Here is a 16,143-nt window from a genome sequence, read left to right on the forward strand (position 1 = left end):
TACAATTGCGCGTTTTGCTGAACCTGCGCGGCCGCCGCGCCGCCGCAACGGCATGAACACTGCTGTCCCGACCGATTCCGACTCCAAGACCGTCCTCAACATCTCCTGCTACCAGTTCGTCGCCATCGACGCGCCGGATACCTTGCGGGACACGTTGCACGAGCGCGCCCAGGCGCTGGGCCTGAAGGGCACGGTGCTGATCGCTGAGGAAGGCATCAACCTGTTCCTGGCGGGCACGCCGGACGCGGTGAAGGCCTGGGTGCACGCCTTGCGTGAGGACCGGCGCTTCGCCGCGCTGGCGCCCAAGGAGAGCTGGAGCGACGAGGTCCCGTTCCGCAAGCTGCTGGTGAAGGTGAAGCCGGAGATCATCCGGATGAACCACCCGACGATCCGCCCGGACCAGGCGCCGCGCGCGCCCGCGCTGCCCGCCGCCACGCTGCGGCGCTGGCTGGACCAGGGCCATGACGACGAGGGACGGCCGGTCGTCACGCTGGACACGCGCAACGGCTTCGAGGTCGACGTAGGCGCCTTCGACGGCGCGATCGACTGGCGCATCACGAAGTTCAGCGAGTTCCCCGACGCCTTCCAGGCCCATCGCGCGGAGCTCGCCGGCAAGACCGTCGTCAGCTACTGCACCGGCGGCATCCGCTGCGAGAAGGCCGCGCTCTACCTCGATCAGGAAGCCGTCCGCCACGGCCTCGACGCGAAGGTCTACCAGCTCGAGGGCGGCATCCTCAAGTACTTCGAGGAAGTCGGCAACGCGCATTACCACGGCGACTGCTTCGTGTTCGACGAGCGCCGCGCGGTCGACCCCGAACTGGCGCCCTCGCCCGACTCCGTCGTCGAATGATCGAGCGCATGACCGAGCGTCCCACCGTCGGCGCCCGGCTGATGAAGCTGCTGGGGTTCGCCGTGCTGGCGACGGCCCTGCTCGCGATGGCCTTCCGCGCGCCGGAACGGCCGTTGGAAGGGCTGGTCGCCCGCTGGGCGCCGCCGCCGTCGGACTTCCTCGAACTGAAGCTGCCCGGCGGGCAGGTCCAGCTGGTCCACTTCCGCGACCAGGGCCCGAAGACCGACACCACGCCCGTCGTGCTGCTGCACGGCACCGCCGCGAGCCTGCACACCTGGGAGGGCTGGGTGAAGTCGCTCAGCGCGACGCGCCGCGTGATCACGCTCGACCTGCCGGGCTTCGGCCTCACCGGCCCTTCCGTCCTAGGTGATTACAGCGACGATGCCTATGACTCGTTCCTGTTGTCGTTCTTCCGACAGTTGCAGATTGACCGCATGGTCCTCGGCGGCAATTCGATGGGCGGCGGATTGGCCTGGTTGTATGCGGCGCGGCATCCCGGACAGGTCGCGGCGCTGGTGCTCGTCGACGCCGGCGGGCTCGATGTCCGCAGCGAGGCGGTGCCCGCCGGGTTCCGCGTGCCCGACTCGCGCGTGCTGCACTGGCTGGCCGGCGTGTTCCTGCCGCGGCCGCTGGTGGACCGCAGCCTGCGCGAGGTCTACGGCGACCCGACCCAGGTTTCCGCGGCACTGGTGGACCGCTACTTCGAACTGACGCTGCGCGAAGGCAACCGCGAGGCGCTGGCGCAACGACTGGCACAGCGCGCGCCCGGCCGGTACGCCGATCTGCTGCCGCGCATCCAGGTCCCGACCCTGATCCTGTGGGGCGGCAAGGATCGCCTCATCCCGCCTGCGGCGGCCGAGCGCTTCCATCAGGCCATCGCGCACAGCACCGTGCAGGTCTTCCCCGAATTAGGGCATGTCCCCCAGGAGGAGGACCCCGCGTCCACCGTCCAGGCCGTTCACACGTTTTTGCACTCTCCTTAACCCTGATGGCCGCCGCACGTGCGGCATTGCAACAATGCCCCCCAGTCCGGACGACCTCTCACGAGGTCGGGCTCGAACCGCCCGAGGTCGTCACCGGATGTCCATTCCACGCGTTTCCACGCTTTCCTGCTCATCACAAGGAGCCCACATGCAACGACGACAACTGATCGCCCGCGCCGCCCTGGCGGCCTGCGCCCTGCTGGCCACCGCCGGCGCCGCGCACGCCCAGGCCCCTGAATGGAAGAAGATCCGCATCGGCGTCGAGGGCGCCTACCCCCCGTTCTCCGAAGTCGGCGCGGACGGCAAGCTCAAGGGCTTCGAGATCGACCTGGCCCTGGCGCTGTGCGCCGAACTCAAGGCCGAGTGCACGCTGGTGCAGCAGGACTTCGACGGCCTGATCCCCGCGCTGCAGTCGCGCAAGGTGGACGCGATCATCGCGTCGGTGTCGATCACCGACGAGCGCAAGAAGGTCATCGCCTTCTCCAACCCGTACTACAACACCCCGGCCCGCTTCACCGCCAAGGCCGACGCCAAGTTCGACTTCTCGCCCGCCGGCCTGAAGGGCAAGAAGATCGGCGTGCAGCGCGCGACCATCCATGAGAAGTTCGCCGCCGACACCTTCAAGCAGAGCGAGATCGTCCGCTACGCGACGCAGGACCAGGCTTTCCTGGACCTGAAGTCGGGCCGCGTGGACCTGACGCTGGCGGACCTGGTGGCCGCCGACATGGGCTTCCTGAAGACGCCGGCCGGCAAGGGCTACGCCTTCGTGGGCCCGAGCTACGACGACGTCAAGTACTTCGGCACCGGCAGCGGCGTGGGCCTGCGCAAGGCGGACGAGAAGACGCTGGGCAAGAAGTTCAACGACGCCATCGCCGCGGTGAAGGCCAACGGCACCTTCAAGAAGCTCAACGACAAGTACTTCGAGTACGACATCTCGGGCAAGACGGGCAAGTGATCCCACCGGAGGCGCCGCGCTCGCGGTGTCTCCGCCCCTGTGCGTTGTGGCCCGGCACCGCCGGGCCTCTTCCCTTCAGAACGAACAAGGTCCGTCGAATGTTCCTGCACGGTTATCTGCCCAGCCTGCTCGAGGGCGCCGTATTGACCCTGGGCGTGGCCCTCAGCTCGATGGCGCTGGCCATGGTGCTGGGGATGATCGGCGCGATGGCCAAGCTGTCGAAGTCCCGCGTCGCCAGGGGCGTCGCCACCGTCTACACGACACTGATCCGCGGCGTGCCGGACCTGGTGCTGGTGCTGCTGATCTTCTTCGGCGGACAGGTCGCGGTGAACGCCATCGCGCTGTCGCTGGGGCATGAGGACCCCGTCGACATCAACCCCTTCGTCGCCGGCGTGGTGACGATCGCGTTCATCTTCGGCGCCTACCTGACCGAGGCCTTCCGCGGCGCCTTCCTGGCGATCCCGCCGGGGCAGCGCGAGGCGGGCCTGGCCTTCGGCATGAGCCCCGCGCAGGTCGCGTGGCGCATCACGCTGCCGCAGATGTTCCGGCATGCGCTGCCGGGCCTGTCCAACAACTGGCTGGTGCTGATCAAGAGCACGGCCATCGTCTCGGTCATCGGGCTGCACGACCTGATGATGCGCGGCTCGCAGGCCGCCGCCGGCACGCGCGAGCCCTTCGTCTTCTATCTCGCCGTGGCGCTGATCTACCTGCTCTTCACGTCCGTGTCCGAGCTGGTCTTCGACCAGCTGCAGAAGCGCCTGTCCATCGGTGTGCGTCGCCACTCGCTGTAATCACGATTCCCCATGAACCTGGACGCCATCGTCGAGAACCTCCCGCGCTACTTCGAGGGCGCGCTCATCACCTTCGAGCTGCTGTCCATCTCGCTGCTCATCGGCCTGACCCTGGCCATCCCGCTCGGCGTGCTGCGCACGCTGCCGATCAAATGGCTGTCGCGCACCGTCTGGGGCTACACCTACGTCTTCCGCGGCACGCCGATGCTGGTGCAGCTCTTCCTCATCTACTACGGGCTGGGCCAGTTCGAGTGGATGCAGCAGAGCGCGCTGTGGCCGCTGTTCAGCTCCGCCTGGTTCTGCGCCTGCCTGACCTTCGTGCTGAACACCGCCGCGTACACGACGGAGATCGTCGCCGGCTCGATCCGCTCGCTGCCGCACGGCGAGGTCGAAGCCGCCAAGGCCCTGGGCATGAGCCGCTGGGTGATGCTGCGCCGCATCGTCGTGCCGCATGCGCTGCGCCGCGCGCTGCCCGCCTACAGCAACGAGGTCATCTTCATGCTGCACGGCACCGCGCTGGCCAGCCTCGTCACCATCATGGACGTCACCGGCGTCGCCCGCGACGTCAACGCCACCTACTACATCCCGTTCGAGGCCTTCATCACCGCCGCGATCTTCTACTTCACGATGACGCTGGTGCTGGTCGGTCTCTTCCACCAGGCCGAGAAGCGCTGGCTCAAACCACTGATGCCCCGCTGACGCCCCGCTGGCACCCAGCTGACACGGCAGTGCCCCGCTGACACGGCGGTGCGCCGCCCCGAACGGAACACATCCCATGCAACTCCGACAACACCCGCTCCCGAGCCCGACGCCGGGCACGCAGCGCGAGCTCGTCTCGCTGCACTACGGCCAGCCCGGCCAGGGCCAGAAGGTCTACATCCAGGCCTCGCTGCATGCGGACGAGCTGCCGGGCATGCTCACCGCCTGGCACCTGCGCCGCCACTTCGATGCCCTGGAGGCCGCGGGCCGCCTGCGTGGGGAGATCATCCTCGTGCCGATGGCCAATCCGATCGGCCTGTCGCAATGGTGGCTGCAGACGCACCTGGGCCGCTTCGAAGGCCTGTCCGGCGAGAACTTCAACCGCCACTACCCGGAGCACATCGAGGCCGCCGCGCGACACGCCGAGCCGCGCCTGGGCGCCGATCCGGCGCGCAACGTGGCCGTGCTGCGCGCCGCGCTGAAGACCGAGGTCCAGGCGTCGCCCGCGGACACCGAGCTCAAGGCGCTACGCAAGACGCTGATGCTGATGGCCTGCGACGCGGACGTGGTGCTGGACCTGCACTGCGACGCGCAGGCGGTGATGCACCTCTACACCGAGACGCCGTGCTGGCCGCAATGCGAGCCGCTGGCCGCCTTCCTGGGCGCCGGCGTGACGCTGCTGGCGACGGACTCTGGCGACAACCCCTTCGACGAGGCCTGCTCGCAGGTCTGGTGGAAATGGGCGAAGCACTTCGGCGACCGCTTCCCGATCCCGCAGGCCTGCCTGTCCGTGACGGTCGAGCTGCGCGGCCAGCAGGACGTGCACCACGACCTGGCGGCGAAGGACGCGCAGGCGATCGTGGACTTCCTGACCCATCGCGGCGTGATCGCGTCCGACGCCCCGGACGGCGCGACGCCGCCGGTGCCCACGCCGGCCGGCGATGCGCGCCCGCTGGCGGGGTCGATCCCGGTCCCGTCGCCGGTCGGCGGCGTGCTGACCTTCCTGCGCGAGGTCGGCGAGACGGTGCAGGCCGGCGACGTGATCGCGCAGGTCATCGATCCGATCAGCGGGTCGGTGACCGACCTGAAGAGCCCCACCGACGGGCTGCTGTTTGCACGCGACACGCTGCGCCTGGTCACGGCCGGGGCGCGTGTCGCGAAAGTCGCGGGGCGCGAAGCGACCCGCACCGGAAAACTGTTGGGAGCCCGTTGATGTCCGCGGCCAGTCTTGTTGTCGACAATCTCCATAAACGCTACGGCGAACGCGAAGTGCTCAAGGGCGTGTCCCTGGCCGCCAAGCCGGGTGACGTGATCACGCTGATCGGATCCAGCGGCTCGGGCAAGAGCACCTTCCTGCGCTGCATCAACCTGCTGGAGCAGCCTTTCGAAGGCACGCTGAAGCTGGGGACGGAAGAGCTCAAGCTCGTGCGCGACCGCGACGGCAGCCTGAAGTCCGCCGACGCGGCGCAGCTGCAGCGCTGGCGCGCGCGGCTGGCGATGGTGTTCCAGAACTTCAACCTGTGGGGTCACCGCACGGTCCTGGAGAACGTCATCGAGGCGCCGATCCACGTGCTGAAGCAGCCGCGCGCCCAGGCCATCGAGAAGGCCGAGGCGCTGCTGGCGCGCGTGGGCGTGTCGCACCGCAAGGACGTCTATCCGGCGCAGTTGTCGGGCGGCGAGGCGCAGCGCGTGGCGATCGCGCGCGCGCTGGCGGTGGAGCCGGAGGTGATGCTCTTCGACGAACCGACCTCGGCCCTGGATCCGGAGCTGGTCGGCGAAGTGCTGAAGGTGATGCGCGACCTGGCGGCGGAAGGCCGCACGATGATCGTCGTCACGCACGAGATGGGCTTCGCGCGCGAGGTGTCGTCGCACACGATGTTCCTGCACCAGGGGCGCGTCGAGGAGCAAGGCGATCCGCGCGAGGTGTTGGCGAAGCCGCAGAGCGAGCGGCTCAAGGCTTTCCTGAGCGGCGGTCTGAAGTAGCCCTCGAGCGCGCCATCACCAGAAAGCCCGGGCATGCCCGGGCTTTCTCGCATCTCGACGAGCTCATTGAAGCTCCGACGGAAGGAAGATGGCGTGAACGCCGCGATCGCGGACCAGATGCAGCAGGCGCAACGCCGGACCCTGCGGACGGTCCAGGCCCTGCTCCCACCGTCGCAGTTGTCGCGACGTCGTGTTGATCAGATCCGCAAACACGGCCAGTTCCAACTTGTCCCGCTCGCGGATGGCGCGCACTTCCTCCGGCTCCAGCGGCATCGGCGCGGGCATGCAGACGATCTCGCAGGACCGACGACGCTCATCGCTGATCAGTCCGTGAGCGTGCCACAAGCGGCCTTCCGCAAGTACGCGCTCAACGATGGCGGACTTCCTTTTCCTCATCACACATCACCTCCTTCAGGTGGCCATGGCCGACGACCGCGGCCAACTCCTTCTGCGACAGGCCTATGAGCCAGGAGCCCTCCTCTCGCAACGCGCGGAGTGCTTTCGGCTCGATGTTGTCCAGTCGGTTCTTTGCATAACCATCCACGAAGAACCACCGTCCTGCGGGATGCCTGGCGACGATCACGCGATAGCCCTCGCGTTTCCCAGCACCGGATCGTCCGATCCGCTTCTTGAAAAGTCCACTACCGAGATTTGCATCGATCAAGCCACTTTCCATTTCAGCCACGGCGCGACACAGGTCGCTGTCTTTCCAGCGCCTGCTTGCGCATCCATCGTTGAAAGCCCTCGACCAGATAAACGGCACGCGTCACGTCGATTCCTCGCGTCATTGCGACAGGCGTCAGTGCCAAGTCTTGCCGTCTGGAATCTCGTCCTGAAGGTGGCCCACCGTTGGGGGAAGGCAGTTCGATCCACGCAAAGGAAATGCCGCGCAAAGGAAATGCCGCGCAAAAGAAAAGCCGCGCAGAGGCGCGGCTTTCGTGGGATCGAGGGGCCGATGGATCAGCCGTAGACCGACTTCTCCGGCCGTCGCGCCAGCACCGCGATCGGGGGCGCCCAGCGCTCGCCGCGCGGCTTCTTGCTCGTGACCAGCGTGATCTCCGACGGCTCGAAGACCTCGACGTTGTGCGTGATCGGCGTCGTCAGCAGGTACTGCGCCCGCGTGCTCTTCAGGAAGTGGCCGACCAGCTGGATGTTGCGCACGTCCAGGTGGGCGAAGGGCTCGTCGATGAAGACGAAACCGCCGGGCGCGTCGTCGTCCTTCATCAGGCCCACCAGCAGGATCAGGCTCTTGAGCACCTGCTGCCCGCCCGAGGCCTCGCCGTCGTTCATGCCCACCTCGCCCTTGCCGTCGAAGTTGAACTTCACGTGCAGCCCCGCCTGCGCCAGCACCGTGTCGTCGTTGTCCAGGTGCGGCAGCTCGGCCTGCGCATGCACGCCGGCCAGTTCGCCCAGCTCCTGCACGTTCTTCTTGTAGCGCCGCACCGTCGCGCGCAGCACGTCGATGTAGCGCTCGCGCGCGTTGAACGCGGCGATGCGCGCCATCTCGTTGCTCGCGCGGCGGTCGTCGAGCTGCGTGGTCTGCTCCAGCACCGCCATCTGCATCCGCGCATGGCGCTCCTGCACGCCGGCATCGGTTTCCCACACGCCGGTGTCCAGTTCCTGCTGCACGTGGCGCGACGCGATCTCCGCCTGCTTGGCGTTCTCGAATTCATCGCGCAACGCGTTCAGGCGCATCGGGTGCACCCAGATCGCGGGGAACTTCGCCCGGGCCTCGCGCGAGGCCTTCGCCGTCGCGATCAGGTCGTCGCGCCGGGACGCCCAGTCGCGCTCGGCGCGCGAGACGTTGTCCTCGCTGGCCTTCAGGCTGGCCTGCGCGGCTTCGTAGTCGCGCTCGGTGCGCGTCGCCGCGGCCACCGTGCGGTCGTGCTCCTGGTCGAGCGCGCCCATGCGCGTCGCCGCCTCGATCCGCGACTGGCGCAGGCCGGGCAGGCGCGCACGCGCCTCGGCGAATTCCTCGGAGCGCTCCACGAGCTCCTGCGCCGCCTTGTGGCCTTGCGCCGCGCGTTGCGCGTCCTTGAGCTGGCGCTCGATCTCGAGCTGCTCCTTGGCGAGCTTGGACAGCTCCAGGTCGTAACGCGTCAGCTCCTTGTCCAGCGAGGCCCGGCGCGTGTCCAGCGCGGAGTCGCCGAACTGGTACTCGCGCGGCTCCACCCACAGGCTGCGGCCGCCGCGGCCGTCGCGGTAGTAGGCCTCTGGCGTGATCCATTCGCCGCCGGACTGCGCGCCCTTGTCGGTGTCCGCGACACAGCGGATCGACGCCAGCTGCCGCAGCAGCCAGCCGGGCGCCTTCGCGTTGAACTTGAGCACGGACAACAGGCTGTCCTTCGGGCTCACCGTCGGCGCGAACTCCCCGTCGGCGACGACGTAGTGCCGGTAGCGCTCGCGCGACGCGAGGCGGTAGGCCTGGCCCTCGTCGCTCGCATGCGCGAGCACCACGACCCAGCGCGACGGCCGCAGGAAGCCTTCGGCGGCGGCGCGCCACTGGTCGTCGGCGATGTCGATCGCGTCGGCCAGCACGTGGTGCGCGATGCCGGCCTCGTCCAGCGCCTTGCGGAAGCGGGTGACCTCGACCGGCGGCGGCGGCAGCCGCTGCCCGGTCAGTTCGTCCATCGCGGCCTGAGCCTTGCGCTGCTGGTCGTTCTGGCGCGTGAAGCTCTCACGCAGCTGGTGCTGGCGCGTGCCGAGCTCCTCCAGCTTCGCCGTCAGCGCCGCGCCGTCGGTCTCGACGGCGGCAAGCGCCTTCAGGTCCTCCTCGCGCTTGGCGAGCTGCTCCATCGGCCGCTCGCCGTCACGCGCGGCCTCGAAGGCCTGTCGCGCGTCCTTGCGCTGCTGTTCCAGATCGGCCAGCTTGTCCTTGGCCGCCTCCTGCGCCTTGAACAGCGCCAGCAGATGCGCGCGCTTGTCGCTGATGCCGCGCTCGTCGGAGCGGGCGAAGAGGCGCTGACGATGCAGCTCGCGCAGCTGCTGCGCGGTGCGCTGGCGCTGCTCGCTCCACTGCATCACGGGCACGACCTCGGTCGCGAGCCGCTCGCGCTCCTTCAGCCGCAGCTGGTACTGCTGGTAGCTGTTGACGCGGTTGGCCAGGTCCGACAACTGCGCCTGGGCATGCGACAGCTCGTGCGTCGACTGGTCGACTTCCTTGAGCAGCTGCTGCTGGTGGTTGCGCGCGAGCTCGTAGCGGTCCAGCACTTCCTGGTCGCCGAAGACCTCGAACACCAGTCGCAGCAGCTCCTTGGACGACAGCTCGCAGAGGCGGTCCGTCTGGCCCTGCTCCAGCGCGAGCACGCGGCCGATCGCGCGCGTCAGCCCGGCGGCCTCCAGGCGCTTCTTCCAGGCCTCGATGCCCAGCCAGTCCTTGTCGGCGCGGGTGTCGAGCTCCTCGATCTCCTGCACGCCGTCGACCAGCGTGTAGCGGCGCACCCAGTCGCCGCCCTGGCGCGAGATGCGGCAGGCCAGCGTCACCTGGTCCGAGTACAGCAGCGAGCTCGCGAACGGGCGGCTGCTGTTCTGGCGGTTGCGCGGCCGGTTGTCCACCAGCGCGCGCAGCCAGGCGTGCTCCGCGTTGGCGTGGCGGGCGTAGGTCTTGTAGGTCCGGCCGCCGGAGCACTCCAGCCCCAGCAGCGTCCGCATCGCGTCGAGCAGCGTCGTCTTGCCCGAGCCGTTCGGCCCGGCGATGGTGATGATGTTGCCGTCCAGCGGCATCGAGACGCGGCGGCAGTAGTCCCAGTGCAGCAGTTCCAGGGATTGCAGGTGAAACATCAGGCGTCGCTCAGATCGGATTCTTCGTTGTGGCGGGCGGCCAGGATGGCGGTGAGCATCGGGCCGGACTCGGCGTCCGTGCTGCGCGCGAGCACGTCGGCCAGCGCGCCGTCGAGGATGCGCGGGGCCAGCGTGTCGTAGTCGAGCAGCAGGTCCAGCAGCGGGCCTTCGCAGATGTCCTCGCCCTTGCGGGTGATGAAGCCCTGGCGCTCGAGCAGCTTGAGGTTGGAATCGAGCCGCATCTTCTTGCCCAGCTGGTTGCCGAAGTCGGCCAGCAGGCTGCGATAGGACAGTGTCGGCGCGCTGCTCGCGGCGCTGGGCAGCGGCTTGTCCTTGGAGAACATCTCGCCCTGCCCTTCGGCGGTCTCCTCGGCGCGGGAGAGCTGGCGCTGGCGCTTGGGCAGCACGATCAGCGCCCACACGACCACCAGCAGCGCCACACCGTCGCGCGGCAGGTCGAGGTTGTTGTTGGACGCCAGGCCGGTCTCGCCGAACACGGCGACCTCGGCCGGGCGCAGCATCGCCAGCGTGATGTGGTCCGCGTAGACGTTGTCCACGACGCGCAGGCCGACGGCGGCGACGCGCTCGTTGACCGCGCGCCAGAGTTCCTGGTCGATCAGCGCGCGGCGCACCAGCGGCTGGTTCCGCGGCAGCCAGCGGCGCGCCAGCAGTTGAGCCGCCAGTTGGGCGGCGTCGTCGAGTTGATTGCTCATGCCTGGGAAACCTGGGAGGCCTGGGAAGGGGTGTCGGCATCGACGTCGGCCGCACTCGGCGCGTCCGGAGACGGCGTCGTGTCGGCGATCGATGCGGGGGAATCGGGCATCGCCACGGCCGTGTCGGCGGCGGCATCGAGGGTCGGGGTTTGCGCGCCCGCGTCCGAGGACGTGTCGGCGGCCCCGGCGGCCGCCTTGCGGCGTCCGCGCTTGGGCGCGGGCGGCTCGGGCGGGCGCCACTTGGGTTCGGGCTCGGGCTCGACGGGCGGATCGACCTCGGTCGAGTGCAGCACGCCCTGGCTCATCCAGCGGACGTGTTCGTCGTCGATCTCGCCCTGCTGCGCGGACCAGCGCACACGCCACGGCTGGCGCGCCATGTCGCCGGTCGCGCCGGCCAGATGCTGTGCCTGCACGTCGCCGAGCAGCGGCAGCAGCTGCGCGCGGTAGGCCGCACGCGCATAGCTGCCGCCGAGCACCGCCGGCCGCAGGTCGTTCATCTGCACGCTGTCGCCGGTCCACAGGCCCAGCAGCGCCTGCAGCTGGTTCATCTCGGGCGGCAGGCTCATGACGGCGAGCTCGCCCGGCGGCGCGGCCAGGCCGGTGGGCAGCGGCTCGGGGGTCGGCGGCACCGGGCGGTCGCGTTCGAACTCGGCCTCGCAGCCGTCCAGCAGTTCATGCTGCGCGACGAAGACCGGGTGGACGGGCCGCGACAGCGCGCCCAGCGCGAGGTTCTCGAGGAACGGGACCTCCTGCAGCCAGCGCCGCACGTCGGTCGTCGTGATGCCGGTAGAGCCCAGCGTGACGCGCTGGCGGTCGGCCTGCTGCAGCGCGCGGTTGAACTGGCTCGCCATCGCGAGCAGCCGCGCCTGCGCCAGGCCCAGCTCGCGCGCAAGCCGCTCGAGCCGCGCGTTCCCGTCGTCCTCCGCCTGGCGGATGATCGCGGACAGCGCCTCGCTGGCCCGCTCGACCAGCTTGAGCGCGCGCTCGAAGCGCATGCGCGCGCGGCGCAGGTGGAACTCGGAACCGGACGCGATCGCGTCGGCGAATTCGTTGTAGAGCCGCGAGAGCTGCGCCAGCAGATGCTGCAGCTGCGCCGGCTCCAGCGTGCCGAGCTGCTGCGCGCCGGCCACGTTGGCCAGCAGGCCGGCCAGGTCGCCGTCCTCGTCCGCGGCCTGCCCCTGCGTCAGCGGCGACACCATCGCCATCAGCTGCTGCGCGAGCGGCGTCACGCCGTACTGCTGGTTGGACGCGTCCCAGGCCAACAGTTGCGCGTCGCGCAGGCGCTTGAGCACGAGCTCCAGCGCCTCGTCGCGCAGCACGTGGAAGTGGCGGTTCAGGTCGTCGCGCGAGAGCCGCGAATGCGGCAGGCTCATCAGCTCGATGAACACCCAGACGCGCAGCCGCACCAGCGTGGCCGGGCCGTGGAACAGCGCGCGCTGCGCGCCCAGCAGGGCCTCGTTGCGTTCCAGCTGCCACCACAGGAGCGAATCCTGCGGGAGCTGACCTTCGCGGAAATGGTCTTCGAATGAGGGTTCGGGGAGATCGTCGCGCAGCACGTCGTCCACGCCTCCCGGGGTCACTGTCATAGGGGCGGATTATCGCCCCTCGGAGCGCCCCTCCCGACCCGCCGTCACACGGGTGTCAGGGACCGCCGCATCAGGGTTGCCCCGGAGCCGAAGCTGGCGAGTTTCTCGGTCAGCGCGGCGCTCAGCGGCGCCTCGGCGTCGGAGAAACCGTGGCGCTCCCAGTAGGCGCGCGAGCCCTGCACCGCCACCAGCGCGACCTGCGTCAGGCCCATGTCCTGGGCGCGATGCACCACCTGCTGCACCAGCTTGTGGCCCAGGCGCTTCGCGCGCCCCGCCGGCGAGACCGCGAGGTCGTGCAGGTACAGCGTGCGCGGTGCGCGCGCCGGCGTGATCGACGGCGCGTCGAGCGCCGGCAGCTGCCCATCGTCGACCGGCAGGCTGACGACATAGGCCAGCGGCTCGCCGGCCTCGACGGCCAGGTAGGAACAGTGGAGATGGCGCGCCGCGTTCAGCTTGGCCTCGAAGGCCTCGGCGCTTTCCAGGAACTCGGGCCCGTAGCACTGGGCCTGCAACGCGAGCACGTGCGGGACGTCCTCGGTGCCAATCACTTTCAACTGCAGCATCAAACGAATGAGCCGGCCGATCGCGCGTTCCAGTGGTCGGAGATCCCGGAGAAGAACGGCGTCAGCAGCGGCGTAAAAAGACAGACGAAGGCCAGGATGTTGAGTGCGACGCTCAACCAGAACACCCGCCGGAAGGTCGGCTTGGCGCTCTTGTGCCGCAGCAAGTGCTGTGCCAGCAACGCGCCGGGCCAGCCGCACAGCAGCGCGAGCACATGCAGCGTCGATTCCTTGACGCGCCATTGGCCCAGTCGCGCCGCGCGCTTGTCCAGCGCGTAGACGATGAAGGTCGCGAAGCTCATCGCGACGTAGACGCCCCACAAGCCGCGCGGCAACGGCCACGCCAGGTGCGTCAACAGCACCAGCGAGGCAAAGCCTGGCACCAGCCACAGCGAGGCACCGGTGTCGGCGGAAGTCTGGGGGGATGAAGCAGCGGAAGCACCGCGCGCGGACGGCGCGGGCCTGGATCGCGCGCCAGCGCGGGCCGTGCCGGCAGAACCGGACGACGGACCACGCCGGGGCGCGGGGCCGGCGGGCGCCGGCTTGGGCTCGAGGCTCCGGACCTTCAGCGCGCGGGGCTTGCCCTGCGCATCGGATCCAGGCTCGTAGTCGACGCGTTCGCCGACGAAGGGTCGACGGGCCCGCAGGCCGAAGGCGCTGATGTGCGCGAAGCGCTTCGGCCCGCCATCGGACGGCGCGATGAAGCCGTAGCCCTTCGCGTCGTCCCATTGGACGATCCGACCCTCGACGCGCATCCCTCAGCGCCCCTCGTCAGCCGAGCCGTGAGGCTCAGAACTTGCGCGGGCCCTTGCGCGGCACGAAGCCGCCGCGCTCGCCACGGTCGTCGCCGCCTTGCGGACGCGGGCCCTTGCTGAACGCCGGCTTGGCCGGACGACCTTCGAAGCGGTTGTCGTCGCCCTTGTTGAAGGCCGGACGCTCGGCACGCGGTGCGTAGCGGTCGTTGTTCTCGGCCGAACGGTCGAAGCGCGGGTCCGGACGACGCTGGTCGAAACCACCGCCGTTGCCGCCTTCGCGCGGGCCGCCGAAGTCACGCTGCGGACGGTCGCCATAGCTGCGCGGCGCGCCGCCGAAGCCTTGACCGCCTTGCGGACGATCACCGAAACGCGGACGGTCGCCTTGCGGACGGTCGCCTTGCGGACGATCGCCGAACGGACGGTCACCTTGCGGACGCTCGTTGCGGTGCTCGAAGCGCTGACCGCCACCGAAACCACCGGGGCCACCTTGACCGCCTTCACGGCGCTCGCCGAACGGCGGACGGCCTTGGCCTTCCGGACGCTCGAAGCGCGCGCTGTTGTCGAAGCGGTTGTCGCCGCCACGATAGCCGCCGCCTTGCGGACGGTTGCCGCCGAAGCCGCCACGGTTGCCACCGTAGCCGCCGCGATTGCCGCCGAAGCCGCCACGGTCGCCGCCGCGATCACCGCGGTCGAAACCCGGGCGCGCCGGGTAGATCTTCGGATCTTCGTTGCGCGGCTCCAGGCCTTCGATGCGCGAGACCGGGATCTGTTGCGTCGTGAACTGCTGGATGCGCTTGATCATCGAGATGTCGCCACGCTCGGCCAGCGTCACCGCGAGGCCGGAGCGACCGGCGCGGCCGGTACGGCCGATGCGGTGGACGTAGTCCTCCGCCTTCATCGGCAGGCCGAAGTTGATGACGTGCGAGATCGTCGGCACGTCGATGCCGCGGGCGGCCACGTCGGTGGCGACCAGCACGCGCAGGTCGCGACGGCGCAGCGCCATCAGCGTGCGGGTGCGCTTGCCCTGCGGCATGCCGCCGTGCAGCGCGGCGACGCGGTGGCCGATGGCCTCCAGCTGCTCGGCCAGCCACTCGGTGTCCTGCTGGGTGCTGGTGAACACCACGGCCTGGTCGACGTCGCGCAGACCCAGGATGTGTTCCAGCAGCTTGCGCTTGTGCTGACCGTTGTCGGCCCAGTGCAGGCGCTGCTCGATGTTCTCGTGCGAGTCGGTGTGGCCCGAGACGTCGATGCGCTGCGGGTCCTTCATCAGCTGCGACGCCAGGCGGCCGGTGTTGCCGGCGAAGGTCGCGCTGTACATCAGCGTCTGGCGCTCGGAAGGGATCTGCTGGGCGACGAAGTTGATGTCGTCGATGAAGCCCATGTCCAGCATGCGGTCGGCTTCGTCGAGGACGAACATCGTCACGTTGTCGAGCTTGCAGCGGCCGCTGTTGATGTGGTCCAGCAGGCGGCCGGGGGTCGCGATCAGGACGTCCAGCGGGCCGCTCAGCGCGCGCAGCTGCTGCGCGTAGGGCATGCCGCCCAGCACGGTGGCGACGCGCAGGCCCTGGATGTGGCGACCGTAGGTCATCGCGGCCTTGGCGACCTGCATCGCCAGTTCACGGGTCGGGGCCAGCACGAGCACGCGCGGGCCGACGGTCCGGGTCTTGTTGTTGGTGGCGGCGCGTTCGGCGCGGGCGTTCAGCACCTGCTGCAGCGCGGGCAGGATGAACGAGGCGGTCTTGCCCGAACCGGTGCGCGACGAGACCATCAGGTCCTTGCCGTCGAGCGCCGGCGGGATCGCCTGCGCCTGCACTTCGGTGGTGTTCTCGTAGCCGGAATCCTTGACGGCGCGCAGCAGCGCGTCGTGCAGGCCCAGGGCCGAGAACGGCGTGCCGGTGGTCGGCGCGTCGGCGCCGAGTTCGCCGGGTTCGATCGCCAGGTCGAGTTCGCCGTCCGGCGTCTCGTTCAGGGTCTCGTTGATGTCCAGGATCTGGGCGTCGGCGTTCTTGTCGTGGTCGAAACTCATCTGTCTTTGCAATCCAAAGGTGCACAGCCGGGCCGACGCCGTCAAGACGGAGTCCGCGCCGGAGCGCCTGGTCGCCGCGCAAGATCGTTGTGATCGCGGCAGAACCGTGATGTCGCTGGGAGAAAGCTCGCGTCGATCACCAGGAAAGAAAGACACATGCGCGGCGCGATTGCAGAGCAACCGCCGTGGTCGGCATGAAGGGCCTGGTGAGGCGCCGGGGAACAGTCAAAGCGACGGCATCGCCGCCGACCGAACCCGAGGGCATGCAGTGCGCGCTCCCCGTGGCGGGAAACAGCTTCGGCGGAGAGCCGGAGCCTGCGTGGGAGTCCGTTCGGATGCCCGGCGCAGCGGTCTGCAAGAGGTCAGAGGAGACGTACGAAGCACCGCCAGAAGCGGTGAAGCCCACGACTATAACAGCGTTCGGGGTTTTCACCTAGCACATCATTGCGACGGGCTTTGGAG

The 16,143-nt window shown here is 69.2% G+C and carries 15 protein-coding genes; 7 read left to right on the forward strand and 8 right to left on the reverse strand.

Features of this window, described 5'->3' with window-relative positions; translation table 11 throughout:
* Positions 1–52 precede the first annotated feature (52 nt).
* The 7 genes from ACQ4L4_RS11685 (at position 53) to ACQ4L4_RS11715 (ending at position 6,261) form a co-directional block, all read left to right on the forward strand.
* Positions 53–850 carry a sulfurtransferase gene (locus ACQ4L4_RS11685; RefSeq protein ID WP_431104396.1) on the forward strand — a complete coding sequence of 266 codons (798 nt, stop codon included), beginning with the start codon at positions 53–55 and terminating at the stop codon, positions 848–850.
* 8 nt (positions 851–858) lie between these two features.
* Positions 859–1,833, forward strand: a complete 975-nt coding sequence (locus tag ACQ4L4_RS11690; protein WP_431104397.1) for an alpha/beta fold hydrolase — start codon at positions 859–861, stop codon at positions 1,831–1,833.
* Between the two features lie 148 nt (positions 1,834–1,981).
* Positions 1,982–2,788, forward strand: coding sequence for an ABC transporter substrate-binding protein (locus ACQ4L4_RS11695; RefSeq protein ID WP_431104398.1), 807 nt, complete (start codon positions 1,982–1,984; stop codon positions 2,786–2,788).
* Positions 2,789–2,886: 98 nt separating this feature from the next.
* Entirely contained in the window at positions 2,887–3,579 is a 693-nt protein-coding gene (locus tag ACQ4L4_RS11700; protein ID WP_431104399.1) for an ABC transporter permease, read from the forward strand.
* A 12-nt stretch (positions 3,580–3,591) separates the two neighbouring features.
* Complete coding sequence (locus tag ACQ4L4_RS11705) at positions 3,592–4,278, forward strand: ABC transporter permease (RefSeq protein ID WP_431104400.1); 687 nt, start codon at positions 3,592–3,594, stop codon at positions 4,276–4,278.
* A 76-nt stretch (positions 4,279–4,354) separates the two neighbouring features.
* Positions 4,355–5,491 carry a succinylglutamate desuccinylase gene (locus ACQ4L4_RS11710; protein WP_431104401.1) on the forward strand — a complete coding sequence of 379 codons (1,137 nt, stop codon included), beginning with the start codon at positions 4,355–4,357 and terminating at the stop codon, positions 5,489–5,491.
* Positions 5,491–6,261 carry an ABC transporter ATP-binding protein gene (locus tag ACQ4L4_RS11715; RefSeq protein ID WP_431104402.1) on the forward strand — a complete coding sequence of 257 codons (771 nt, stop codon included), beginning with the start codon at positions 5,491–5,493 and terminating at the stop codon, positions 6,259–6,261. The genes ACQ4L4_RS11710 and ACQ4L4_RS11715 overlap by 1 nt, the downstream gene beginning before the upstream one ends.
* A gap of 63 nt (positions 6,262–6,324) precedes the next feature.
* Here the strand turns inward: ACQ4L4_RS11715 and ACQ4L4_RS11720 are convergent, their stop codons facing one another.
* The 8 genes from ACQ4L4_RS11720 to ACQ4L4_RS11755 form a co-directional block, all read right to left on the reverse strand.
* Entirely contained in the window at positions 6,325–6,546 is a 222-nt protein-coding gene (locus ACQ4L4_RS11720; protein ID WP_431104403.1) for a helix-turn-helix domain-containing protein, read from the reverse strand.
* An 82-nt stretch (positions 6,547–6,628) separates the two neighbouring features.
* Positions 6,629–7,024 (reverse strand): type II toxin-antitoxin system RelE/ParE family toxin, encoded by a 396-nt coding sequence (locus ACQ4L4_RS11725; protein WP_431104404.1) that lies wholly within the window; start codon positions 7,022–7,024, stop codon positions 6,629–6,631.
* Positions 7,025–7,221: 197 nt separating this feature from the next.
* On the reverse strand, positions 7,222–10,041 hold the full coding sequence (locus ACQ4L4_RS11730; RefSeq protein WP_431104405.1) for an ATP-binding protein: 2,820 nt from the start codon (positions 10,039–10,041) through the stop codon (positions 7,222–7,224).
* Entirely contained in the window at positions 10,041–10,754 is a 714-nt protein-coding gene (locus ACQ4L4_RS11735; protein ID WP_431104406.1) for a hypothetical protein, read from the reverse strand. Before ACQ4L4_RS11735 ends, ACQ4L4_RS11730 begins: the two co-directional genes overlap by 1 nt.
* Entirely contained in the window at positions 10,751–12,340 is a 1,590-nt protein-coding gene (locus ACQ4L4_RS11740; protein ID WP_431104407.1) for a hypothetical protein, read from the reverse strand. The genes ACQ4L4_RS11735 and ACQ4L4_RS11740 overlap by 4 nt, the downstream gene beginning before the upstream one ends.
* Before the next feature lie 44 nt (positions 12,341–12,384).
* A complete protein-coding gene (locus ACQ4L4_RS11745) occupies positions 12,385–12,903 on the reverse strand; it encodes a GNAT family N-acetyltransferase (protein WP_377153538.1) in 519 nt (172 codons plus the stop codon).
* Entirely contained in the window at positions 12,903–13,655 is a 753-nt protein-coding gene (locus tag ACQ4L4_RS11750; protein WP_431104408.1) for a DUF1294 domain-containing protein, read from the reverse strand. Before ACQ4L4_RS11750 ends, ACQ4L4_RS11745 begins: the two co-directional genes overlap by 1 nt.
* A 34-nt stretch (positions 13,656–13,689) precedes the next feature.
* Positions 13,690–15,681, reverse strand: coding sequence for a DEAD/DEAH box helicase (locus tag ACQ4L4_RS11755; RefSeq protein ID WP_431104409.1), 1,992 nt, complete (start codon positions 15,679–15,681; stop codon positions 13,690–13,692).
* Positions 15,682–16,143: the final 462 nt, after the last annotated feature.

Source organism: Roseateles noduli, from assembly GCF_050626985.1.
In the GTDB taxonomy this organism is placed as follows: domain Bacteria; phylum Pseudomonadota; class Gammaproteobacteria; order Burkholderiales; family Burkholderiaceae_C; genus Roseateles; species Roseateles noduli_A.

What these genes read in the sequence shown, in the direction of transcription:
- ACQ4L4_RS11750 (WP_431104408.1), bottom strand. Translation starts at nt 13,655, where the DNA reads ATGCGCGTCGAGGGTCGGATCGTCCAATGGGACGACGCGAAGGGCTAC.
- ACQ4L4_RS11690 (WP_431104397.1), top strand. Translation starts at nt 859, where the DNA reads ATGACCGAGCGTCCCACCGTCGGCGCCCGGCTGATGAAGCTGCTGGGG.
- ACQ4L4_RS11740 (WP_431104407.1), bottom strand. Translation starts at nt 12,340, where the DNA reads ATGACAGTGACCCCGGGAGGCGTGGACGACGTGCTGCGCGACGATCTC.
- ACQ4L4_RS11735 (WP_431104406.1), bottom strand. Translation starts at nt 10,754, where the DNA reads ATGAGCAATCAACTCGACGACGCCGCCCAACTGGCGGCTCAACTGCTG.
- ACQ4L4_RS11695 (WP_431104398.1), top strand. Translation starts at nt 1,982, where the DNA reads ATGCAACGACGACAACTGATCGCCCGCGCCGCCCTGGCGGCCTGCGCC.
- ACQ4L4_RS11745 (WP_377153538.1), bottom strand. Translation starts at nt 12,903, where the DNA reads ATGCTGCAGTTGAAAGTGATTGGCACCGAGGACGTCCCGCACGTGCTC.
- ACQ4L4_RS11685 (WP_431104396.1), top strand. Translation starts at nt 53, where the DNA reads ATGAACACTGCTGTCCCGACCGATTCCGACTCCAAGACCGTCCTCAAC.
- ACQ4L4_RS11730 (WP_431104405.1), bottom strand. Translation starts at nt 10,041, where the DNA reads ATGTTTCACCTGCAATCCCTGGAACTGCTGCACTGGGACTACTGCCGC.
- ACQ4L4_RS11705 (WP_431104400.1), top strand. Translation starts at nt 3,592, where the DNA reads ATGAACCTGGACGCCATCGTCGAGAACCTCCCGCGCTACTTCGAGGGC.
- ACQ4L4_RS11720 (WP_431104403.1), bottom strand. Translation starts at nt 6,546, where the DNA reads ATGCCCGCGCCGATGCCGCTGGAGCCGGAGGAAGTGCGCGCCATCCGC.
- ACQ4L4_RS11715 (WP_431104402.1), top strand. Translation starts at nt 5,491, where the DNA reads ATGTCCGCGGCCAGTCTTGTTGTCGACAATCTCCATAAACGCTACGGC.
- ACQ4L4_RS11700 (WP_431104399.1), top strand. Translation starts at nt 2,887, where the DNA reads ATGTTCCTGCACGGTTATCTGCCCAGCCTGCTCGAGGGCGCCGTATTG.
- ACQ4L4_RS11710 (WP_431104401.1), top strand. Translation starts at nt 4,355, where the DNA reads ATGCAACTCCGACAACACCCGCTCCCGAGCCCGACGCCGGGCACGCAG.
- ACQ4L4_RS11755 (WP_431104409.1), bottom strand. Translation starts at nt 15,681, where the DNA reads ATGAGTTTCGACCACGACAAGAACGCCGACGCCCAGATCCTGGACATC.